We start from the raw sequence: 22,721 nt of genomic DNA, 5'->3' as shown, positions 1-22,721 counted from the left end.
ATAAATTCCCCTTTAGGGGTTAGGGGCGTTTCAGGCATTCAACCAAAGCCCACATATCGGCTTCGGTATTGTATACATGCGGTGAAACCCGGATTGCTACCCCGCGGTTGGAAATAATGATTCTGTTTTGCAGCAGTTGCTCAGTGAAGCCGGCATTATCCACTCCATCAGGCAGACTGATACCTAACAGGTGATTCCCTCGATAAGCTTCTGTTTCAAGGTTACAACCCATATTGATTAAGGCTTCCAACGGCTTTTGTGTGATGCCCCGGCAGTATTCCTGAATATTGTTCACGCCCCATTCAAGTATTTGTGTAAGTGAATCTTCCAGCATGGGTAACTGTATGAACTGCGAGTATTCTCCGGTATTATACCTTTGGGCAAAAGGCCTGTAAGCTTTCTGATACCGGATAAGCTGCGCAAATTTATCACTTTCAACCCGGTTTAACCAGGATTCTTCTACCGGAACGCCCTCATCAAAAAACTCACCGAAATAGGCCAGCCCGATACTATAAGGCCCGAGCAACCATTTATACCCGGCGCAGATTACGGCATCAGGTTGAATGGTCTGCACGTCGAAATCCATCGCACCTACCGATTGTGTAGCATCTACTATCAGCAATGCTCCTACTTCCTTGCATCGTTTTGAAACAGCTGCTAGGTCAAACTTAACGCCATAAATCCAGTGTATCTGAGGCATTACAACCATGGCCGTTTCGTGGTTGATGCTATTGAGTATGCTTTCGTTCCATAATTGCCCCCGATTCTCTGATGTCTCAGGCTTAGCAATGGTATTATATTTCAATGATAATTCATAGCAGACCCTTTCAAAGGCATACACATTGTTCGGAAACTCATCCTGAATCAGCAGAATATGCTTTTTAGTCAGAATCCCGGGCAACCGGTGCAGATTACGTGCTACAACAGCCATGCCGTAAGAAACCGAATTAATAATAGCCACCCGCTGCGGGTTATCAATATTGAGCAATCGGGCAAATAATTTCTGCACCTTTTCCGCCGGCTCAAAATGACTTTGCGGATTAATGGTAAATGGCCTTGATGCCTTCATCATCATGCCCTCGGTACCTTTGGCTACAGATGTTTTCAGCATGGGTGCATAGGCTGCACCATTCAGGTAAGTGATACCTTCTTCTAAAGCAAATAAGTGCGACTGGTTAATCATATCTTTCGGGCTTATACATCGAAATATCTATACTTGTTGGCTCCCGGTCAACTATTTCCTGTACCAGTTTTCCGGTGCCCGGCGCCAGACTAAGACCCATCATGGCATGGCCTGAAGCAATAATCAGGTTTTTATACTTAGCTGTTCTGCCTATATAAGGCAAGCCGTCAGGGGAGCAGGGGCGCAAACCCGACCACACTTTGCCTTGCTCAGGTACTCGTATCGGGTAATCAGGAAAAAACTCAGGCACTGCCTTGATAATACCCCTTACCCGGTTCATATTGATATCCTGATTAATACCACCGATTTCCATCGTTCCTCCAAAGCGAATGTTGTTTTCACCCATAGGCGTAATGGCCACACGAGCTTCCAGCAGAATAGATGGTATATTTAGTTTTTTTCCTTCCGGCTGCTCTAAAGTAGTACTATAACCCTTCCCTGCCTGCATCGGCAGGTTAATATTGAGTTGTTTTGTCAATAATTGCGACCACGAGCCGGTGGCAATAATCAGTTCTTCAACGGCAATGGTATTGCCTTTATCAGTCTTTATACTTTTAATACTACCTCCTTCAGTCTCAAAGCCCGTTACTTCTGTATTATATAAAAATGTAACCCCTCGTTGCTGTAGCAGGTCTTTCAGTTTTTTTACCAGTCGGTTCGGATAGAGATGGGCATCCCCCGGATAATACACCGCACCGGCCACATCAGGTTTCACTTCCGGCTCCATTTCGTGCAGATTCTTCAAGTCCAGCACGCGGGCTTCAATACCTATCTTGTTGGCGGTTTCGGCCACTGCGGCTTCTTCTTCAAAGCTATGAGCAGTTTTGCAGAGCATCATCAGGCCTTTTTCTTCAAAACTAAAATCGTTGTTTTCGTCTTTCGCAAAATCCTGATACAGCTTTTTGGCAAACAGGCTGATGTCTCTTAATGCAGGCATAGCTCGCTCAACCTGTTTCTGATTGGCGGCCTTGTAAAACTTCAGCCCCCACGAAATTAAATCCCAGTTCAGACGGGGTTTCACATAAAACGGACTTTCAGCATTGAACATCCAGCGGATACCTTTTTCTATCATGCCCGGCACTGCCAGCGGAATAAAATGGCTGGGTACTATCATCCCTGCGTTGCCATAAGAACAGCCATCGGTACCGTCGGTGCGTTCAATAATGGTAACTTCATGCCCCTTTTGTTGCAGATAGTAGGCTGAATACAACCCGATAATGCCACTGCCAATAATAACCACCTGCGGTGATTTAGCGTTCGAAGCCATTCTTAATTAATTTTAATTGAAATGCCGTAATGTTTATGTTTTATCGATTTAGTAACTGCTTTATATCACCTGAAACCCAAAGGCATAGGGATCGTCCTGGTCGTCGATGGTAATGGTATTGTTGCCATAAATTCTGGCCCAACCTTCAATACTCGGGTAAATGGCGTCAAAATCACCTACTTTGGTTGTGCCTTCAATGCGACCAACAAACTTACTGCCGATAATGCTCTCATGAACAAACTCGTCACCGGGTTTCAGTTTACCTTTGGCAGCCCATTGGGCCATACGCGCCGATGTCCCCGTTCCACATGGCGAACGGTCAATGGCCTTGTCACCATAAAAAACGGCATTGCGGGCAGTTGAGGTCGGATCTATTACTGCGCCCGTCCATTCAATATGGCTCAGCCCGTTAATAGTCGGGTTCTCTGGGTGCACAAACGTATGGCTGGCATTGATGCGCTCTCTCAGCACTCTTGCCCAGGCAATCAGCTGGTCAGCCTTGAAATGCTCCAGTCCCGGAAAATTCTCCTGCACATCTACAATGGCGTAATAATTTCCTCCGTAGGCCACATCTACTTTCAGTGTGCCTAATTCAGGGCATTCTACCTCAATGTTTTCAGCAGCCAGAAACGACGCCACGTTGGTCAGCTTCACAAATTTCACCTTGTTGCCCTCCTGCTTATACTCAATCTGCACGAGACCTGCCGGTGCTTCCATTCTTACAAAACCCGGTTTTTTAGGCTGAATCAGGCCGTGCTCAATGGCTATTGTAATAGTCCCAATTGTTCCGTGCCCGCACATGGGCAGGCATCCGCTGGTTTCGATGAATAGCACAGCCACATCGTTAGCAGGGTCGTGAGGTGGATACAGAATACTGCCCGACATCATGTCGTGTCCACGCGGCTCAAACATCAGGCCTTTGCGTATCCAGTCATACTCACGCAGAAAGTGCTGGCGTTTCTCAGACATATTCGCCCCTTCCAGCACCGGGCCTCCACCTGCCACCAGTCGCACCGGATTCCCGCAGGTGTGGGCATCTATACAAAAAAATGTTTTGGTCATGGTTTCAATCAGAATTGAGGTAAAACAGGTCTGGTAGCCAGCGAATCATTAATCACTTTCAACACACGCTCACGTTCTTCACCTGCCAGGGGCAAACGTGGCTCACGCACCCATTCAGTACCCAGCCCTGTGGCTACTTCAGCCAGTTTTATGTTCTGTACAAATTTGGTCGATACGTCCAGGTGCATCAACGGGAAGTGCCAGCGGTAAATAGCTCTGGCTTCTTCAAGGCGTCCTTGCTTCACCAATTCGTAGATGGCCACCGTTTCACGCGGGAAAGCATCAACCAAACCAGCCACCCATCCGTCAGCACCCATTACCAGGCTTTCAAAGGCCAGATCGTCTACACCAGACAGAATCTTGAAGCGATTACCGAATTCGTTGATAATGTCAGTCATGTATCTGATGTCACCCGTTGATTCCTTCATGGCCTCAAAATGCGGATTGGCCGCCAACTCATGAAACATCGGGATAGAGATAAAAGTCTTATACGCCAGCGGATTATTATAAGCCATTACGGGCAAATCGGTAGAATCGGCCACTCTGTGCAGATAATGCAAGGTCTCTCTGTCGTCTGCCGGGTAGCGCATGGGTGGCAATAACATAAAGCCTTCGGCACCTGCCTGCTCACATTCTTTTGCAAAAGCAATCGCCTCACGTGTAATACATTCTGCAATACAAATTACCAATGGCACTCTGCCGGCTATGGTATTTTTGGCGGTTTCGAGCAAAGTCAGTTTTTCCTCCTTGGTCAGGGTACCGTTTTCGCCCAATGAACCACAGATAATAATGCCATGCACACCCGCTTTTATCTGTTCGTCAATATTGAATGAAAAGGTTTTCAGGTCAAGGCTTTCGTCCTGAAAAAAATTAGTGGTAACGGCCGGGTAAACGCCTGTCCAGGTTGGTTTCATGTCTTATAGTCTATAAAATGAGTAATTCAGTTTATCTGATACAAAACTAATATACGAATCCCGCAAATACTTATTCTCATTTCGCCATTACCTATACTTTTTTACCCCATATACTTTGTCAATACAAAAAATACAGATAAATTAGTATTTATTGTTAGCGTAATGTATTTGCCACTATGCACTCAAAGACACAATGTTTCACAATATATTCACTAATTCGCAATTCACCATTCGCCATTAAATACAATCACTAACTCGCTCAATCACTAATTCACTCAATCCTCATGAAACCCCTGCTCTTCCGGATTCCAAAAACAGAAACAGAGTCGTTTCGTGTACAGGTAGACGACCTGCCCTATTTTTATGATACCCTGCATTTTCATCCCGAATGGCAGATAACTCTGATGCTCGAAAGCACCGGCACCCAGTTTGTAGGCGACAACGTGGCTCGTTTTCAGCCGTATGATATTTATTTTCTGGGCAGTAATCTGCCTCACGTATTTCGGAACGATGCCGAATACTATGCCCAATCTTTACGTGCCTATTCAATATCAGTGTATTTCAGAGGAGATATACTGGGCGAAAACTTCTTCGATATTCCTGAAACACAGCACCTGAAAACCCTACTGACCGAGGCATCGCGCGGGTTCAGAATCAGAAACAAAGAAGCAAATGCACTTACCCATCTGGTTGAATCAATTATTCATAAAAATGGATTCGAAAAACTGCTGACATTCCTGGAGATACTCAATGCCATCTCGGCCTCGCCCGACAAAGAATTTCTTTCGAGCATTGCCTACCAAAGCACTCAGAAAGAAACCGACAATCAACGCATAAACGATGTGTTTGAGTTTCTGATGCGCAACTATAAACGTGAAATAAACCTGGAAGAAGTAGCTGGCATAGCCAACATGACCCAGAACGCCTTTTGCCGTTTCTTTAAATTGCGCACCCGCAAAACCTTCTCCGACTTCCTGAACGACATCCGTATCGGGCATGCCTGTCGTATGTTACAAAACGGCGACACAAGTGTGCTGGAAGTCTGTTTTGCTAATGGATTCAACAACGTATCCAATTTTAACCGGCAATTCAAAAACCGCACACAGATGACCCCAAGCGCATATTTGAGAAAATATCACATCAATAACTAAACCATGATTTCTAGCTGTTTCTCTCTTCAATAAACTTTATGTATAGGTTTTTGCAAACATTTCAGGTAATCACTTCAACAAATTTTGCTTTAACTGAAAATAAGTTTTACTTTTTGGCAAAATTTAAAAGTTCATAGCACACAAGTTTACTACACTATGTTTGAATCTCATCAGTTTAATCCTGTCATCGACAAAGAATATTTAATAGACAACTATGATACACTCGAATATCTGGTTGAAGTTTTTGAAGACTTTCTGGCTTTAATGCCTGAAGAAGTGGACGAACTCAGGGCCGCTCAGGCCGACGGAGATAAAGACAGGCTCGTAAAGAAAATACATGCCATCAGTTCGGGGGTGGGTTTCGTAGGTGGTATGGACTTATCAGATCGTATGAAAAAGTTTGAGCAAAAAGCCAAAAATGACCCATACTTTGATGTCTCCAATGAAGAATCAAGTGAAATTATTCAGGAAATCGCCGATTTTATCGGAATCATTCAATCTGAATATGATAGCCTAAGTTGAAACACTATAATCTCTTGCTCCTTATAGATTGCATTACTTACCTGCTTGCCCTAAGTTTATGTTTCGTTGCGTATCGCTACAATTAAACCGCAATATTAGTAGGTTTTTATTATCTTTGTAGCAATAAGACATTGCTATGTCGAAGGCAAAAGAACCACAACCATCTGCCTAAAGAACAATATGCTAACGAGTGAATCTGAAGAACAAAAAATCTGGTCGGATAATTACGTCCGTTTTTTTAAGAGTACGATAGGTATACAGAATACCTTCGACAAGATGATGAACGTACTGTTTCAATCATTAAAAAAACTGGATGTTGCCGAAAAAATATATTATGTGAGTTTTCCGAAAGCCGGTAAAGCCGTGGTAACCCATGCCACCGATTCGTCGCTGGTCGGGCGCGAGATTCCTTTTCAGGAATTACTGAAGCTGATGGATACCAACTTTAAGGTCATTGAAAACAATACCGCTGTTTTCAGCTTCGAAAACGTGCCGAAGAAAGTTATTGTTCAGACCATCAAAACCGAGCACTCGTCTGGGCTGCTGGTAAAAATTTGTGCTACCGATACCAATATACATCATGCTTACCGGTACTTTTCTTTGCTTTGCAAGGTAAGATTTGAAGAAATTGTTTCAACCTACCAGACAACTACTGAACTCACCGAACTGAACATACGGTTTGAGTCCATTCTTAGCAAAAGCCCCATCCCTATTGTTTTTGTTGATGAAAGCGCCAACGGTGTTTTTCTGAATACAAAGGCCTATGATTTGTTCGGGTTCTCTCCTGATGCCCCTGTTACTTCGCAGAAAATTGCCGAAGGCTTCAGCGACTTACTGAACAAGTTACAAAACAAGGAAGAGGTACAGAACAAAATGCAGGAGCTGATGTTTTCGAACTCCATTGACCGTTGGCGATGGAAATTCGGTGCGTCGGTTAACCGCACTTACAACGTCATTACACAATTAATACATGTAAACAGGTATTCGGGCCGGATCTGGATTTTTGAGGATGTAACCATTGAAGAACAGGTAGAAGAACGCCTGCAGGAAATCAACCATCAGCTGATTCACCTGGCAGAAAAAGAACGACGCGACAACCTCATGAAAACCTCGTTTCTGGCTAATATGAGCCACGAAATCAGGACTCCTATGAACGGGGTAATTGGTGCGGTGAGTCTGCTGGAAAATACGCCGCTGTCAAACGAACAGTTTGAACTCGTGAACATTATAAAGAAAAGCGGCGAAAGCCTTATTTCTCTGATAAACGATATTCTTGATTATTCTAAAATAGAAGCCGGAGAGCTTACCATTCAGCCCGAGGTGTTTTCGTCGGTTGAATTATTTGACGACTGCGTAGACGTATTCTATGCTACTGCCCTTGAAAAAAGCATCCAGTTGAGAGTTATGCTGAATCCGAATCTGCCTGTATACATCAAGGCAGACAGAAACCGGTTGCGCCAGATTGTTCTTAACTTTATTTCAAATGCCATCAAATTCTCACCAAACGATGCCTGGGTTAGCATCAGGGCTTCGGCAATCAACGTAAATGGCAAACCTACGCTTTCATGCAAGGTGATAGACCAGGGCAAAGGCATTGAGCCGGGTGAACAGGAGTTTATATTTGACCGGTTCAAACAATTAACCAATAAGCATTCAGGTGGTACGGGGCTGGGCCTCGCCATTTGTAAGCGCCTGACTGAAATGATGGGGGGAGAAATCGGTGTAAAAAGCAAGGTAAATCAGGGTGCTGAGTTTTTCTTTGAGATACCATTCGAAAATACCGACTCGAAGCCAATTCTGATGGGCGATTTATTCTCTAAGTACGCCAATGCCGACACCTGCATCTGGTCGTTGAATGCGCCGCAGGCCGTCGAAACGTTTGATCAGTACTTTAAAGATAAAAAACTGGAACTGGTTACTTCATCTACCGCAGAAGGATTCTTTAAGTCGCCTCAAAAAACACCGGCCCTCATTCTCGTCGATTCCATGCAGGTAGATGGCAAGCTCGAAGACACTATTAAAGTTTTACGAGCCAATGGTATCTCTGAACAGGTACCCGTAATCTTGACGGCCTATAGCCATGAGAAAGAGGCAAAAGCATACGACAGGTGGGGTTACAGCGAGATGATTATTAAACCGCTGAAATTAAAGAGCTTAATGAAAGCGGTTGAAAAATGGATATTCAACAACGAGATTGCCTCGTCGCAACCGGTTCAAAAACAAGACACGAAACCTGAGAAAATACTAGCGCACCACAGCGTGCTGGTTGTGGAAGACAATGAGTTCAATCAGAAAATATTGAAGCGCATACTGGAAGGTGTGATGGATAATTTTGACATCGTAGATACCGGCGAAAAAGCAGTGGCAGAGGCAAAGAACAAGAAGTATGATCTGATTTTTATGGATATTCAGCTGCCCGGCATCAATGGTATCATGACTTCAAAACTCATCCGGGAAATATATCAGGAAACCGACCAGCCATTTATTATCGCTTTAACGGCTGATGTATTCCTGAAAGACTCTACTGCGCTGGAAGAAGCAGGCTTTGACGACTACCTGCCGAAACCGTATCGCCAGAGAGAAATACTCAACAAAATTGAAAATTATTTACAGCGATAAACCCTGTATGGCCTATATATGCAAAAAGTCCTCATAGTAAATATGAGGACTTTTTATTTATGCTACGTAAAGCTCAATTTCCTAAGCCTCCTAATTTATCTACGATTAACCCTTCGAGGTATTCTTTAATCGAATCTATCTTAATCTGAGAAACTACGTCTTCGGCAAAGGCCAGCAGTTGCAAACGAATGGCTTCATTCTTTGGTATCCCGCGTGACCGCATGTAGAATATCGCTTCGTCGTTCAGCTTACCGGTTGTTGTACCGTGCGAACACTTCACATCATCAGCCCATATTTCCAGCTGTGGTTTGGTGTTCATGGTGGCTTCGTCAGTTGTTACCACATTGCGGCAGTTCTGATAAGCGTTGGTTTTCTGGGCGTCTTCCCGAACAAATATTTTTCCGTTAAATACCCCTGTCGATTTCTCCATCAGAATACCTTTGTACAACTCATTGCTCTGGCAGTTAGGTTTTCTGTGGTCAACAAGCGTATGATTATCTATGTGTTGCTTACCGCTGGGCACATACAGGCCGTACAAATGGCTTTCAATGTGTTCACCATCCAGAACGATATTCAGGTTGTTTCTCACAAAACCTCCGTTTACTGTAACGGTTGCTCCATAAAAATAGCTTTTATCTTTCTGATATACTTCTGTAGTACCAATGTGGTAGGTATTATCGCTTTCGTTCTGTACTTTGTAGTAATCAGCTCTTGCGTCTTCAAAAAGCACAAACTCGGTTACCGTATTGATAAAGTATTTATTATCACCAATGGTGCGGTATGCTTCCGCTATTTTTACTTCAGCGTTTTTGCCCACTACAATCAGGTTTCTAACCTGCGCACCTACATCTTCTTTTCGGGTGTCGCCAATGAAACGAAGTATCACGGGTTCTTCCAGCGTTTTATTATCTGCAATGTGCACCACTACGCCGTCTTTGGCTAAAGCCGTATTTAAGGCAGTGAAGGCATCATTTTTATAGTCGGCGTATTTGGCAAAATACTGGTCAATTACCTCAGGCATTTTCTGCTGCGCTTCAGCAAAAGGTACTACCCGCAAATATTCACCGGGGCTTTCAATCTGCGACAACTCCGCATGAAATACACCGTTGATAAAATAAAGCACATTGCCTTTCAGATGTGGCAGATGTATCTCCTGTAAATCTTTACTATCGAAATCAGAATCAGCCTCAAAATTAAAGTTTTGTTTGGTAAGCGTCGAAACGTTGCTATACTTCCACTCCTCATGTCGGATCGTCGGAAAACCCAGCCTGTCAAAACTTTTCATGGCTTCAATGCGCAACTGGTTTGCAGGCAATGTGCTCTTGCCATTCAGCTGTGCCTCCAGGGCCTGAAAATCAGCTATTAATTGATTCTTTAAATCCTTATTTTCTATAGAACTCATCTTATAATTCTGCTATTGCTTCTAATTCTATTTTATAGCCAAAATGCAATTCTTTTACCGGAACAATCGACCTTGCCGGCCGGTGATTTCCGAAAAAACCTGCGTATAACTGATTGATAACTCCCCAGTATTCTCCATCCGAAATATAAACAGTAGTTTTCACTACTTTGGTCAGGTCGGTGCCTGCTTCTTCCAGAATCTGTTTCAGATTATCAAACACTACCGCCGCTTGTTCTTCAATACCTGTTTCAACCGGCAGTTTTTCAGAAGTTTTAATCTTGATAGGTAAAATACCTGAAGTATAAACCAGACCATTGCTCACAATTGCCTGCGAATAATGACCTGCGGGTTGCGGGCTGCCGGTTACCAGAATGCTTTTCATGGTTGAAACATTACGCTACTTCCAGAGAATCAACCTCTGCTTTTATCCAATCGTAACCTTTTTCTTCCAGTTCAAGCGCTAGTTCTTTCGTTCCCGATTTCACTATTCTTCCTTTATATAGTACGTGCACATAGTCTGGCACGATATAGTCAAGCAGACGTTGGTAGTGTGTTACTACTATGAATGAACGCTTCTCGTCTCTCAGTTTATTTACCCCTTCCGCTACAATTCTCAAGGCGTCAATATCCAACCCTGAGTCGGTTTCGTCAAGAATACACAATTGCGGCTCAAGCATGGCCATCTGGAAAATCTCGTTACGTTTCTTTTCACCACCTGAAAACCCTTCATTCAATGATCGTTTCAGCAAGGCGTCGTCAATCTTTACCAGCTTCGCTTTTTCTCTCATTCTTTTCAGAAACTGAGCGGCATCTAAAGATTCTTGTCCGTTATATTTACGGATTTCGTTCAAAGCGGTTTTAAGGAAATTAATGGTGGTTACACCGGGTATTTCCACAGGATATTGAAATGCAAGAAAGATACCTTCGGCGGCTCTTTCTTCAGGAGACATATCTAATAAATCTTTACCGTTGAACTCAACAGTGCCACTGGTTATTTCATAGTCTTCTCTACCTGCCAGAACAGAAGCAAGCGTACTTTTACCCGAACCATTCGGACCCATAATGGCATGAACTTCGCCAGGTTTTACCTCAAAATTTATTCCTCGTAATATTTCCTTCTCCTCAATTCTTGCGTGTAAATTACTAATAGTGAGCATTTTTAAGCCTTATTTTAAATGATACTTAACTATTGATTGTTTGTAAACTCTGATAGAAACTAAAAATTAAACTGCAAAGATACAACCAAAATAGCCAAGATGCTATTCTTATTCTTTAATTAATAACCCTAAAAAGCGTCTGCTCGTTCCGTCATGCCTTCAAAATTTACCTGACAAGCACTGAAATTTACCTCCAACTGCCCATTTGCGGCTAATTATCTGAAAACAAATGAATTACATTACTTTAGGGCATGGGTTGCGCCGGCATCAGCTTATGCCACTACCTCAAATAACTGAACAGATTGCGCTTTATTTTTGAGGGTGGTTTCGCCCACTTCCTTACAGTTAAATGATTCCTTCACTTTATGATAGGTGGCTTCGCTGATGATAATCTGGCTGGGCTTGGCCGCCGACTGCAGACGTTGCGCTGTGTTTACGGTGTCGCCGATTACGGTATAATCCAGACGCCGTAAGGATGCAGACCCGATATTACCCGAAATCATTTCGCCGGTATTGATACCAATAGAAACCTTGGGCAGGTAAGTAGCATGGTTGGGTAATACTTCTTCAATTTTATCAATAGCCGAACGCACACCCAACGAGGCTTCAATGGCCCGGTCAAGGTGGTAATCGCCTTTGAAGACGGCCATTACGGCATCGCCCATAAATTTATCTACATAGCCCCCCTGTTCAATGATTCCCTTCACCATCACATCAAAATACTTGTTAATCAGGTTCACAACCGTATCGGGTGATTCTTTTTCTGAAATGGAAGTAAAACCGCATATATCAATAAAAACCACTGTTGCCTCTATGGTTTCGTTGGCTGTGAGCGACTTCTCAAACTCGTGGCTGTTCATAAACTTCAGCACGGTTTCATCTACATACATTTTCAGAATATTGTTTTCTTTAATAGCCTGTAATGTTTGCCGCAACTGAATCACATGCTTGATAGTCTTTTCGACCGTCAGCTCCAGGTCTTCAAAATTGATGGGTTTGGTCAGAAAATCAAAAGCGCCTCTGTTCATAGCTACTCTGATATTCTCCATGTCGCCATAGGCCGACACTATAACTGCCTTCAATAGCGGGTTTGAATCTGATATTTTGCTTAGCAGCGTGAGGCCGTCCATCTCAGGCATATTGATATCACTCAATATCATATCAATGTCTGGCGCTTCCTGCAATATCTTAAGTGCTTCCACTCCATTTTGAGCGAAGCTGAATTCATACGTTTTTTCTCGAATCTGTCTACGGAATTTCTGTTTGATGAGCGTTTCCAGATCGGCCTCATCGTCCACTACCATTATTTTGGCGTTCATATCGAGCTTTTTAGTTTTTGTTTGAGTTCTGCAAAATCTAAGGGCTTGGTCAGGAAATCGTTCGCTCCTAAATTCATGGCCTGTGCATGGCTTTGTTCGTCTCCGTAGGCGGTAATCATCATAATAGTCGGCGGAGCCTTCGGCGATTCAGTTCTTATCTGTCTCAACAGTTCCAGACCGCTCATACCCGGCATATTAATATCTGACAGAATCAGAATGGCCTGCAGATCCTGCCCTTCCAGATACGTCAGCGCCTCTTCTCCCGAACCGCTGAAAGCAAATTCGAACTCGCCCGATCGTATTTCTCTGCGAAAACGCTGTTCAAATAAAGTTCTTACATCTTCTTCGTCGTCAACTACTAAAATTTTCATTTTAACCAGATTAATCTATTAATATATTTCAAAGATAAGGCAATTTGATTATAAACGTTGTCCCCACTCCTTCTTTTGTTTCCACTTCCAGGGTTCCTCCGTGTCCTTTTGTGATGATGTCATAAGCCAGCGATAAGCCCAAACCTGTCCCTTGCCCCGTAGGTTTGGTAGTAAAGAAAGGTTGGAAAATCTTCGACTTAATGGCATCGGGTATACCCACGCCATTATCGGTTACACGTATTTCCACTTCATCACCCAGTTTTCTGGTTTGCACAATTACCTGCCCCTTGCCTTCCATATTTTTTACGGCATAAAAGGCATTGTTGATAAGATTTAATAAAACCCGACCGAAGTCTTGCGCAATGAGCGGTATCTTCGGCAGGCTGCTGTCTAAATCAGTCTTAAAGTCAGCATTGAAGCTTTTGTCTTTCGCTCTGATGCCATGATAAGCCAGCCGGAGATATTCTTCAGCAAGGGCATTTACATCTATCGGTTCTTTTTTGCCTGTGCTTGCGCGTGAATGTTCGAGCATACCCCGCACAATGCTGCTGGCCCGTTTGCCATGATGGTTTATTTTTTCAAGATTCTGCGTGATATCGTTCAACAGTTCTTCCTCAAGCACCTCGTCTCTTTCGGTTTTGCTTCTTTCTTCCTGTAGTTCATCAATCAGTTCCTTGCTCAGTTCAGAGAAATTATTCACGAAATTCAACGGATTCTGTATTTCATGGGCAATGCCTGCGGTTAATTCACCCAACGATGCCAGTTTCTCGCTTTGTATCAACTGCGTTTGTGTGGTTTTCAGTTCTTCCAGCGACGTCGCCAGTTCTGCCGTACGCTCTGTTACCTGCTTCTCAAGCATTTCGTTCTGCGCGGTCAGTATCTGTTGTTTTTCCTGCTCATGCGCCAGATTTTCGGCCGATAATTCTTCAATCTCCAGCAGTTTGTTTCTGAGCGACTGGTGTGTTCTTGAGTATTCTCTCACCAGCGAAAGCGACAAGCCAATAGGAATACTGAAGAACATAATGATGATAATAAAAATACCGATGCTTAGAATGACACTGTCCGGCCCGGCGCCCGTAGCTCCTTCAATCATCAGAATAATAAAAGCCGTGGCGGCACATATAGCTACCACCATTAATGAATAAATAGGCACTTTTGCGTTAAAGTCTTTCCTCCGCTCAGCCAGGATACTCACCCGGATGAAATCAATAAACAGCAATAAAAACGGCAACCATGAGTCTAACGCATAAGGCACGTCTATAGCAAAAACATAGCAAGTCAGGCTGCCTGCCACCATTAGTCCCAGTGTGTAAAAGATAATGCCGAATTTCTGGCTCAGATATTGATACAGAGAAACATTAATAAGAAACACCCCGACATAAGTAACTATTACCGACAAAAGACTGTAGACCTCCTTTCCTGTAATCTCTGTCTGATAGCTTTCCATGCTTCTCAGAAAAAACGCCAGTGTCAGACACAACATGGTTAATCCCAGACTCAGGCTTACTTTTTTGGCCGGATTAGACGCAAAAAACAAAAAGTGCAGAATGGCAAAAATCAGAAATATGCCTGTGAACAGATAGAAGAATGCGGCAGTACGATTGGCCTGCTCTTCTAAAAAATCTCCTACCTGACGGGTGTGGTGTAATCTTAAATGAAATGTTTCTGAACTTGTGCCGGGATAATAGAAATTACCCTTCGTAAACGAATATCGAACCGCCAGCACATGTTTGTTAGTATCCGGAAAAGAAATAGGCAAAGCTGTAGCGTATACGTGTGTTTTCTCAAGTGCCGGATTGGTGCTCACTACGCCTAATTTATGGATAAGTTTACCATCAAAGTATATCTCTGAGGCACCCATCTGCTTTATACTGATGCATAAGGCGCTGTCGACCAAATCTTTAGTGACCTGTATTGGTCTTCTGAACCAGGCTATCTGTGTTTCTCTTACCTTGGGTAATTGTTCAATCGACTCATTCACCGAAAGGCTTTTCCATTGCTTATCGTCAAAGTCGGGTTTTGCCCATAACTGATTATCGCCCTCATGCCATTTCCAATGGTTGGCCAGAGTAGTACCAAAATCCGGAATGACATCAATAGGCGTAAACTTCTTTTGTTTTTGTGCCTGAGCCTGTACGCAGAATAAGAAAATAATAAATAATAGGGAATAGTGTTTCATTCAGGTTATAATGTCTTTTTTAAAAAAATTTAGTGAATGTGCGATTGAGTGATTTTAGCAGGGTGTCATTTTGTCTTATTCAATCCTGATCGATGCAATCAGTTTAATGAGCCGCGGCGGACTGCAAACTCATAGTTCAAAGACAAATCACTCATTTACTAACCCACTCAATTAATTAACAGGTATCGTAATCACAAACTCAGTTCCTTCGCCTTCGGTTGAGTTCACCTCTAACGTGCCACCATGCCCTTTGGTAATGATATCAAAAGCCAGTGAGAGCCCGAGGCCGGTACCTTGCCCAGTAGGTTTGGTGGTAAAGAATGGCTGAAAGATTTTATTCTTCACACTTTCAGGTATACCTGTTCCATTGTCTCTTATCCTTATTACAATCTCCTCCTCTTTCGTATTCATTTCTGTTATTACTTCCAGCAGAGGTTTGTATCCGGCAATATTCATTTTGGCTTTTTGCTGCACGGCATAAAAACCGTTATTGAAAAGATTAAGCAATACCCTGCCGAAATCCTGAGGTATAATGCTCACTTTCGGCACGCTGGCGTCCAGATGAGTCTTGAAATCAGCATTGAAAGTTTTGTCTTTGGCTCGCAGACCGTGATACGATAAACGCAGGTATTCGTCGGCCAGATCGTTCAGGTCAGTTTCTTCTTTTTGCCCTGTGCTGGTGCGCGAGTGCTGCAACATACCGCGAACAATACTTGCCGCCCGCTTGCCATGATGATTTATCTTCTCCTGATTCTGCACCAGATCGCCCATCAGGTCGGTAATGAGCCCCTTGTCCTGATCTTCCCTTTCCAGTTCTTCTTGCAATTCTTTGGCAAGCTCTATACTTAATTCAGAAAAGTTATTCACAAAGTTGAGCGGGTTTTGTATTTCGTGGGCAATTCCGGCAGTCAGTTCACCGAGTGACGCCATTTTTTCTGCCTGCACCAGTTGGTTTTGTGTGGCTCTCAACTCTTCAATGGTTTCTTCCAGCGCCTCTTTCTGCATTCTCAGTTCTGCAGTTCTTTCTGCTACCTGATACTCCAGTTCTTGCTTTTTAGCTTCGGTACGCAGGCGCTCTTCTTCTGCCTTCTGCCTCTGCTTCATTTCTACCTTATTCTGTTTGTGGGCGTAGAATCCAAAACCTATCATCCAGAAAAACGCAAAACCATAAGCGGTAGCAAACAGTTCTTCATACTCCTTATAGACCGACGGCAACGCGAACTCAAAAAAACCATTGATTACAATCATAACCACCACCGGTATGATGGCCGTCCACAAAACACGGGTATTTCTATGCCCCCTTGACCGATAGATGAAATAAGCGGCTACCAATACGAAGAGCTCATAAAACGAGCTTTTTAAAAACCCAAAGCCCGGTACACCTGACAATATGAACAACGGAATAACTCCCAGCCAGGCATTCTTCAATAGTTTATCTTTTTCCGGATACCGGATAGCCGTTTCGTAATAATTGCGTAAAAACCTTATCACAAAAAACGTGAACAGGCCTTTCTCCACTATATCGCTGTAATCAAACTTCATATTGCTTTTGTAGTAAATAGAGTATTATTATAAATAATCAGGCTCAACTATTTTTGCTCCGGTAACCGGCAATGTTCATCATTCGAATCAAAAATAGAGAAGAATCCGGCAAAATACAATTTTATCGGTTCATGAACACCCATATGGCTGTTTTCAGTATAAAAATCAGCTATTCAAAGTATTAGATGAGACCAAATAACTCAAATTCAAAAAGTCCAATAGTTATTCAGATAACAAAATGCGCCTGTCATTTACCTACTGCATTGCAAAAGAACAGAACCACTAAACCAAAAAATAACCACCGTGACATTCGAAAGTAATTATTTATTACATTTACCCCGAAAAATTGGTTGCGTGCCAAATGGTATCCTGACCTGGCTATTTACTTTATCTAATTTAACCGACAGGTTAGAGCTATTATGAAAAAAAGATCGCTATTACTTCTGTTCTCGCTTTTGTATACCATTGCTTATTCGCAAAACTTACCCAGTCTGCTCCAAAACAAAAACATCAACGCGACTTTCTCGATTATCGCCTATGACGATAAAGCCAAAGAATGGGGCATAGCTGTTGCCACCAATAATATTTATGTAGGCAATTCGACCATTTATATTCAACCCGGGCTTGGTGCTTTTTCTATCATTGCCGAAACCGACCCCGCCTATGCCGATAATGGATTTGCAGAACTGAAAAAAGGAAAATCGATTGAGCAAGCCGTTGAATCTACCAAACAAAACGACAGTGAACGGTACAACCGGCAGGTGGCAGGCATTGATGCTAAAGGAAATGTGTTTGCCTTTACCGGTACCGCGCTGAAATACTGGCAGGGCACGTCTACTCATTTAGTAGGTAAAGGATTTGCAGTAATGGGTAATCAATTGGCAGATAGTGTATTGATTAAAATGAAGTATACTTATGAAAACACTATGGGCACGCTGGCAGAACGCCTTTTGAAAAGCCTAGTGGCAGGGCAGCAGGCAGGTGGGCAAATCAACGGTAAACAGTCGGCAGCTCTGGTTGTAAAAGGAAGCAATAACGAGTGGTTTAATCAGATAGATTTAAGAGTAGACCATTCTTTAACGCCTTTTGAAGACCTGGAAAAACTATTGAACTATCACTATGGCAGGATACGGTTGAATCAGGCGGTGTATGCCATAAACAACAATAACAAAAGTCGTGGTGAAGACCTGCTTCATCAGGCTGAAAAAATGCTGCATGGATGGAATGGCATTACGGGTAAAATTGCGCTGGCTTATATACTTCTGGGTAATGAACCGAAAGCGGTTTCTGTTATACAGCAAGCCATATCAGAAAACCCAGCCTGGAAAAACAACTTACCTGCTTTCTATTGTTTGTTCCATCATCCGGAAATACAAGCATTGATGAAGCCCGAATCATTCTCGCTCAAAGATTGGTATAGTGCAATTCAGCTAATGATACAAGTGAAAAGAACCAAACAAGCCATTGCCTTATGCCAGGAAGTGCTAAAAAAATATCCGGCGTCTTCTTTTGTTTATTATCAATTAGGAAGAGCCTATTTGCAGGAGGGCGATAACCAATCGGCAAAGAAAAGTCTTTCTGCGGCCATACAACTTGACCCCGAAAATGCCGAAGCCATTGAAACTTTAAACAAGGTCAGATAATAAATCGTTGTTTCATAAATTGTACCCGTATGCCCAGTGGAGGGAGACCAAAAAAAATAATTTATATCCGATTAGGATTATTTGAATAAAATTTGTCACAATATTTGCATCATGAAACGCAGTAAAGATTGTGGCGGGAACTAACAATAAAGGCAAATGGATATTCAGCAAGCGGAAGAATATGTTTTTGACAAGCTGGACGAAAATCTGGCAGATTCACTGTTTTATCATGGTACACATCATACCATTGACGTAACCAATGCGGCCTTGAAGCTTGCCGTAGCAGAGGGTATAAGCGACAAAGAAACGCTGATAATGATACAAACAGCTGCTTTGTATCATGATTTAGGTTTTATAACTGCCTACAACGGTCATGAAGAAGAAAGCTGTCGACTGGCAAGGGTATCGTTACCCCATTTCGGGTATACTACAGAGCAGATTGATACAATTTGCGGTATGATTATGGCCACTAAAATACCCCAAAGCCCGACTACTCATCTGGAAAGAATCATTGCCGATGCCGATCTGGACTATCTAGGCCGTGACGATTTCCAGTCTGTTGCACATTCACTCTATGAAGAATTACAGGAACGCGAACTGGTAACCGATCAGGATAGCTGGAACAAAATACAGATTAATTTTCTGGAGAACCACCAGTACTGGACCGAAACGGCCAGACAATGGCGCAATGCAGGCAAACTTACCCGATTAAAAGAACTGAAAGGGTTGGTTGAATAACTTACGCCACTGTCAACCGTTTCAACTTATCATTCTGCAGGCGTATGCGCTGGCATAAGATTCTTAACACACTTCGAAGCAACTCATCGCGTTCTTCCATCAGGTCATAGAAATCGTCCTGATCAATTCTGAAAAGCAGTACATCGCTCTTGGCTACCGCAGTGGCCGACCGTGGCTCTGAATCAAGCAGTGCCAATTCACCAAAAATATCTCCCTTGCCCATGGTGGCAAAAAGCACCTGATGGTCTACTATCCCGATTTCACCTGAGTAAATCACATACATGCAGTTACCGATGGCTCCTTTCTGAAAAATCTCTTCTCCTTCATGATAACTCACCTCATTCATTATCGGTACGATAGAAGTCAGCACGTTTTCAGGTGTTTCAGAAAACAATTGCGTGTTTTTCAGTACAATTACGCGCTCCAGTTCAGATATTTCGTTTTCATTATGTGCGTGTTGCATAGCTAAAATACCTTTATATTTTTCTTTTAATTCAGGTTTTTTGTTTACAATCTCAGCAGTGGCTTCCTGAAACAGTTTTTTAGGATGCGTCAGGTATTTCTCAAAAAGCTGATTATTCCGTCCGTGCAGGTTCCATGCCCTTAATGCCACCACGATCGTCCAGTCGCCAAAGGCATTACCGCCTTTTTCGAGTATGTACTCAATGCTGGGTTGCGGTTGAATGCCGTTATCAAAATATGACTCAAAAATTGCTATTTTCTTTTCAATCGCGCTTTCGTCCAGAATGGCATGCAGACATTTATAGATGGCTCTCGGAATAATATTGTCCAGAATCTCCAACGCATTGGCTCTTTTTTCTTTCGACGAATGCTCCACTCCCAGCATGGCATCCTGCACCATGTCTTTATCATAAAGCAACATCAGCAGGTAAAAAATCCTGCTCGACGACTGCCCCGATTCATATTGCAGTATCTCTTCGTCTAATATACCAAAGCCATGCAGTAGCTGGTAAACATGGGCTAGTTCTTCCTGTAAAAGTTTCTCGAACAGGGCCTCATTGTCTTCAGTATTGGTTCGCCTGCTTAATACTTTCAATGCCATCTGCCTTACATTCAGTGATTCGTTCTGGGCAAGACGCATCAATAACCTTTCACTGGCAAGGCTCTGATATTTCTCACTGAAAAGCACCACTTTCTGTAGCAAACCGGTATCCCCCCCTCTCGACAGCGCCTCCACTTCTGCAAATCCTCTTCCTCCCGACTTAATCAGGCTGTTGATTACTTTCTTGCCCCAGAGGCGGTCTTCCAACAAATGCACAAGGGTCTTGATTAATACCGAAGAATCGATGGCTCCGGCTACTTCAATCGCTTTTTCTTTGATAGCACCGGTTTCTTTCTCAAGGCTTATCCTTACAAAAGTTTCGTATTCTTTCAGACGCAGAAACTCTATAATCTCTAAAGCCACTAAGGTATGTGCCGGCACTGTGCTTTCGCAGAGTTCGTCTAATTTCACTTTGGCCTCTTCTCTCTGCCATTTCCAGCAGGCCAGAATGGCTCCCTGCACTGTATAAATATTTTTTGAATTGAGGTATACCAGCCGTTGCTCAGGTGTGGCAGCCAATGTACAGGCAATCTCTGCCGACAGGCGGCGGGCCAGCGGATTCACTTCGTTTTCATTAAAAATCTGTAGAAACTGTGGGTCAATGGCCAGATGCAGGCTTTTGATTACAGTCAGAATATGCAGTCTTACCTTATCCGACTTATTTTTCAACAAAAACGCTACCTGATTCTGAATCACTTTAGGCTCATACTTCATAATCCAATCAATTGCACTAATCACCTCTTCAGGTTTGTCGCTGCTCAGGTTCTTTAAAATAATGCCGAGGGCATCGCCCTGCACAACCAGCTCGTTGCTTTTCAGGAAGCGCTTACTCAGGGCATTTTTCAGCTCAATAATGTATCGCTTGTAGGCTTTATTGAGAAAAAACAACGCCAGTAAAGATAAAATAACTGTTAAGGCAAACGCTATCCAGATTTCAGACGAGTGTATGAAATACGCTATCAACAGCAAAACCCCGGCGATACCCATACCCAACGGTTCATAAAAACCTTTGGCCAATGTATGCCCTTTTAGTCGTTGCTGGGTTGACAAAGGCTGAAACATAACCAGAAAAACCGGATCAAAGGCTGTCCGGCGTAATACTTCGAAACAAAGATAGGCCGCGCTGAAATCGAACAGCAAAGAGCTTTCGTCCTGCTTGAAGGACGACATCCCTACCAGAAATACCGACATCAGCAAAGTGCCAATCGGCAGCAATAAAAGTGCATTTTTGAGACCGAATTTATCAATCACCTTGCTCGAAAACAGCACTTTCACAATCGTAGAAATGGCATAGGTAATAGCCAGCAAATATCCTACGAAAGTGATCACATCATGCTGGGAATGAAATTTGTATTTTACATTCACAAAGAAATTATATTCAATCCAGGTAGCAGAGGCAGCTATGGCTACCAGTCCGATGCACATTTCAAATACCAGGTGGCTACCGCCAAAAAGTGTTTCTACGATTTTAGATTCAGTATGCCTGCGCACTTTATGCTGATGATGGCTCGGAATCTCAGTCAGTTCAAAAGTTCTTTTCTGAGTCAAAAAGGCTAGCAGAAAAGTAAAAAACGCCACCAGCACCAATATAGCCAGTACAGAAGTAGAATGGATAAGCGCTGCCAGAATAGCCCCAATGGCCTTAGCCGGTACATCACCTGAACCAATGACACTAAACAGCCTTTTGCTCTGGCGCACATCAAATACCAGTGCCGAAACACCCCAAAACTCGAGATTGACCAGTAGATAGATAACCCTGAACCCAACCATTATACCGATAGCAACAGCCGTAGAATGATTGAAAAACAGAATAACCCCCATAATAATGGCCAGCACCAGCACTGCCAGCAACACACGCACGCTCAGTTTTTTAAGTACCAGATGATGCTCATAATATTCATAGATTTTCCCTACGCCCATCATGGCAAAGGTAGAAACGATATAGGCAATGGGCAGAGAAATTTCGGGGTGATGTTCGAGTAAGATCAGATTCGCCGAAACATATACTAAAACGGTTCCTATACTAATAAAGAAATTGTGTAGGAAAAATAACAAAAGTAGTCTTGATTCTTTCGGCGGCTCTTCAATGCGGGTAGACCCATTCATACTTTTAGATTCAACCATTTGCATTTTTAAAATGGACAACGCAATTTAGGAATGTTTTTTTAAAAGATTGGTTCAATTGCTGAATTTGTGAAGAAGAAAGACCGACGAAAAGCCGGTGATTTTGAAATGACTGACAGTACTTGTATTTTTGCAAAATAAAATGGCATTTTTCAACGAAAATATCGCAAAACCCCACACCCTAAATCCCTCTCCCCAACAATGGAGAGAGGGACTCTTAAAGCCCTTCCCCATTGTTGGGGAAGGGATGGGATGGGGTTTTTCAAATTTAATTTGCATTAGTATATGTTTTAAACAAATGCCAGAACTGCTTATACTTTCAGAATCGAATCATTTTAATCTGCTGAGCCCGATTACCATCGCCTTCTTTGCCTTACTCTTCTTTATGGCGCAATTTGGTTTTTACTAATTGATGATTGAAAGGAATCCACGATTGGCAACCTTGTAAATACCTGAGAGAATCCG

The 22,721-nt window shown here is 42.9% G+C and carries 17 protein-coding genes; 5 read left to right on the top strand and 12 right to left on the bottom strand.

Annotated features, from left to right (window positions below):
* Positions 1-19: 19 nt before the first annotated feature.
* Genes AC1RRY_RS16305 through AC1RRY_RS16290 form a run of 4 tightly spaced genes read right to left on the bottom strand, consistent with a single transcriptional unit; the run spans position 20 to position 4,426 of the window.
* The gene (locus tag AC1RRY_RS16305; protein ID WP_492822675.1) at positions 20-1,183 is read right to left on the bottom strand and encodes an aminotransferase class V-fold PLP-dependent enzyme; all 1,164 of its coding nucleotides are present in this window, start codon (positions 1,181-1,183) and stop codon (positions 20-22) included.
* Positions 1,176-2,450 carry an NAD(P)/FAD-dependent oxidoreductase gene (locus AC1RRY_RS16300; RefSeq protein ID WP_492822677.1) on the bottom strand — a complete coding sequence of 425 codons (1,275 nt, stop codon included), beginning with the start codon at positions 2,448-2,450 and terminating at the stop codon, positions 1,176-1,178. The genes AC1RRY_RS16305 and AC1RRY_RS16300 overlap by 8 nt, the downstream gene beginning before the upstream one ends.
* Before the next feature lie 60 nt (positions 2,451-2,510).
* Positions 2,511-3,512: a 4-hydroxyproline epimerase gene (locus tag AC1RRY_RS16295; RefSeq protein WP_492822679.1), complete on the bottom strand. Its 1,002-nt coding sequence runs from the start codon at positions 3,510-3,512 to the stop codon at positions 2,511-2,513.
* Between the two features lie 8 nt (positions 3,513-3,520).
* Entirely contained in the window at positions 3,521-4,426 is a 906-nt protein-coding gene (locus AC1RRY_RS16290) for a dihydrodipicolinate synthase family protein (RefSeq protein ID WP_492822681.1), read from the bottom strand.
* Between the two features lie 284 nt (positions 4,427-4,710).
* Between AC1RRY_RS16290 and AC1RRY_RS16285 the strand changes: the two genes are divergently transcribed.
* The 3 genes from AC1RRY_RS16285 to AC1RRY_RS16275 all read left to right on the top strand — a co-directional run bounded on the left by AC1RRY_RS16285 (position 4,711) and on the right by AC1RRY_RS16275 (position 8,718).
* Positions 4,711-5,577: an AraC family transcriptional regulator gene (locus AC1RRY_RS16285; RefSeq protein WP_492822683.1), complete on the top strand. Its 867-nt coding sequence runs from the start codon at positions 4,711-4,713 to the stop codon at positions 5,575-5,577.
* A 156-nt stretch (positions 5,578-5,733) separates the two neighbouring features.
* Positions 5,734-6,099, top strand: coding sequence for an Hpt domain-containing protein (locus AC1RRY_RS16280; protein WP_492822685.1), 366 nt, complete (start codon positions 5,734-5,736; stop codon positions 6,097-6,099).
* A gap of 180 nt (positions 6,100-6,279) precedes the next feature.
* Positions 6,280-8,718, top strand: a complete 2,439-nt coding sequence (locus AC1RRY_RS16275; protein WP_492822687.1) for an ATP-binding protein — start codon at positions 6,280-6,282, stop codon at positions 8,716-8,718.
* A gap of 73 nt (positions 8,719-8,791) precedes the next feature.
* On the opposite strand, the gene sufD is transcribed toward AC1RRY_RS16275, so the two are convergent.
* The 7 genes from sufD to AC1RRY_RS16240 all read right to left on the bottom strand — a co-directional run bounded on the left by sufD (position 8,792) and on the right by AC1RRY_RS16240 (position 16,688).
* Positions 8,792-10,120, bottom strand: a complete 1,329-nt coding sequence (gene sufD, locus AC1RRY_RS16270; protein WP_492822689.1) for a Fe-S cluster assembly protein SufD — start codon at positions 10,118-10,120, stop codon at positions 8,792-8,794.
* Between the two features lies 1 nt (position 10,121).
* Positions 10,122-10,502 (bottom strand): RidA family protein, encoded by a 381-nt coding sequence (locus AC1RRY_RS16265; protein WP_492822691.1) that lies wholly within the window; start codon positions 10,500-10,502, stop codon positions 10,122-10,124.
* 10 nt (positions 10,503-10,512) lie between these two features.
* Positions 10,513-11,277: a Fe-S cluster assembly ATPase SufC gene (gene sufC, locus AC1RRY_RS16260; protein WP_492822693.1), complete on the bottom strand. Its 765-nt coding sequence runs from the start codon at positions 11,275-11,277 to the stop codon at positions 10,513-10,515.
* A 272-nt stretch (positions 11,278-11,549) separates the two neighbouring features.
* A complete protein-coding gene (locus AC1RRY_RS16255; protein ID WP_492822695.1) occupies positions 11,550-12,596 on the bottom strand; it encodes an adenylate/guanylate cyclase domain-containing protein in 1,047 nt (348 codons plus the stop codon).
* Entirely contained in the window at positions 12,593-12,967 is a 375-nt protein-coding gene (locus AC1RRY_RS16250; RefSeq protein WP_492822697.1) for a response regulator, read from the bottom strand. The genes AC1RRY_RS16255 and AC1RRY_RS16250 overlap by 4 nt, the downstream gene beginning before the upstream one ends.
* Before the next feature lie 28 nt (positions 12,968-12,995).
* Positions 12,996-15,146, bottom strand: a complete 2,151-nt coding sequence (locus AC1RRY_RS16245) for a sensor histidine kinase (protein WP_492822699.1) — start codon at positions 15,144-15,146, stop codon at positions 12,996-12,998.
* 171 nt (positions 15,147-15,317) lie between these two features.
* Entirely contained in the window at positions 15,318-16,688 is a 1,371-nt protein-coding gene (locus AC1RRY_RS16240; RefSeq protein WP_492822701.1) for a sensor histidine kinase, read from the bottom strand.
* Positions 16,689-17,107: 419 nt separating this feature from the next.
* On the opposite strand from AC1RRY_RS16240, the gene AC1RRY_RS16235 reads away from it, so the two are divergent.
* Both AC1RRY_RS16235 and AC1RRY_RS16230 read left to right on the top strand, forming a co-directional pair.
* Positions 17,108-18,331, top strand: a complete 1,224-nt coding sequence (locus AC1RRY_RS16235) for a DUF1028 domain-containing protein (RefSeq protein ID WP_492822703.1) — start codon at positions 17,108-17,110, stop codon at positions 18,329-18,331.
* Between the two features lie 156 nt (positions 18,332-18,487).
* Positions 18,488-19,069 carry an HD domain-containing protein gene (locus AC1RRY_RS16230; RefSeq protein WP_492822705.1) on the top strand — a complete coding sequence of 194 codons (582 nt, stop codon included), beginning with the start codon at positions 18,488-18,490 and terminating at the stop codon, positions 19,067-19,069.
* Position 19,070: 1 nt separating this feature from the next.
* Here AC1RRY_RS16230 and AC1RRY_RS16225 read toward each other — a convergent pair whose 3' ends face one another.
* On the bottom strand, positions 19,071-22,238 hold the full coding sequence (locus tag AC1RRY_RS16225) for a cyclic nucleotide-binding domain-containing protein (RefSeq protein WP_492822707.1): 3,168 nt from the start codon (positions 22,236-22,238) through the stop codon (positions 19,071-19,073).
* Positions 22,239-22,721: the final 483 nt, after the last annotated feature.

The organism is Emticicia sp. GW821-FHT11C11, assembly GCF_058808615.1.
The sequence above is the reverse complement of the archived record's forward strand: the minus strand, read 5'-3'. Positions and strand labels throughout refer to the sequence as shown.

Excerpts from the sequence above, each read along its gene's own strand:
- AC1RRY_RS16285 (WP_492822683.1), top strand. The coding sequence starts at position 4,711 with ATGAAACCCCTGCTCTTCCGGATTCCAAAAACAGAAACAGAGTCGTTT.
- AC1RRY_RS16295 (WP_492822679.1), bottom strand. The coding sequence starts at position 3,512 with ATGACCAAAACATTTTTTTGTATAGATGCCCACACCTGCGGGAATCCG.
- AC1RRY_RS16225 (WP_492822707.1), bottom strand. The coding sequence starts at position 22,238 with ATGAATGGGTCTACCCGCATTGAAGAGCCGCCGAAAGAATCAAGACTA.
- AC1RRY_RS16255 (WP_492822695.1), bottom strand. The coding sequence starts at position 12,596 with ATGAACGCCAAAATAATGGTAGTGGACGATGAGGCCGATCTGGAAACG.
- AC1RRY_RS16235 (WP_492822703.1), top strand. The coding sequence starts at position 17,108 with ATGAAAAAAAGATCGCTATTACTTCTGTTCTCGCTTTTGTATACCATT.
- AC1RRY_RS16230 (WP_492822705.1), top strand. The coding sequence starts at position 18,488 with ATGGATATTCAGCAAGCGGAAGAATATGTTTTTGACAAGCTGGACGAA.
- AC1RRY_RS16240 (WP_492822701.1), bottom strand. The coding sequence starts at position 16,688 with ATGAAGTTTGATTACAGCGATATAGTGGAGAAAGGCCTGTTCACGTTT.
- AC1RRY_RS16250 (WP_492822697.1), bottom strand. The coding sequence starts at position 12,967 with ATGAAAATTTTAGTAGTTGACGACGAAGAAGATGTAAGAACTTTATTT.
- AC1RRY_RS16300 (WP_492822677.1), bottom strand. The coding sequence starts at position 2,450 with ATGGCTTCGAACGCTAAATCACCGCAGGTGGTTATTATTGGCAGTGGC.
- AC1RRY_RS16280 (WP_492822685.1), top strand. The coding sequence starts at position 5,734 with ATGTTTGAATCTCATCAGTTTAATCCTGTCATCGACAAAGAATATTTA.
- AC1RRY_RS16305 (WP_492822675.1), bottom strand. The coding sequence starts at position 1,183 with ATGATTAACCAGTCGCACTTATTTGCTTTAGAAGAAGGTATCACTTAC.
- AC1RRY_RS16275 (WP_492822687.1), top strand. The coding sequence starts at position 6,280 with ATGCTAACGAGTGAATCTGAAGAACAAAAAATCTGGTCGGATAATTAC.
- sufC (WP_492822693.1), bottom strand. The coding sequence starts at position 11,277 with ATGCTCACTATTAGTAATTTACACGCAAGAATTGAGGAGAAGGAAATA.
- AC1RRY_RS16265 (WP_492822691.1), bottom strand. The coding sequence starts at position 10,502 with ATGAAAAGCATTCTGGTAACCGGCAGCCCGCAACCCGCAGGTCATTAT.
- AC1RRY_RS16245 (WP_492822699.1), bottom strand. The coding sequence starts at position 15,146 with ATGAAACACTATTCCCTATTATTTATTATTTTCTTATTCTGCGTACAG.
- sufD (WP_492822689.1), bottom strand. The coding sequence starts at position 10,120 with ATGAGTTCTATAGAAAATAAGGATTTAAAGAATCAATTAATAGCTGAT.
- AC1RRY_RS16290 (WP_492822681.1), bottom strand. The coding sequence starts at position 4,426 with ATGAAACCAACCTGGACAGGCGTTTACCCGGCCGTTACCACTAATTTT.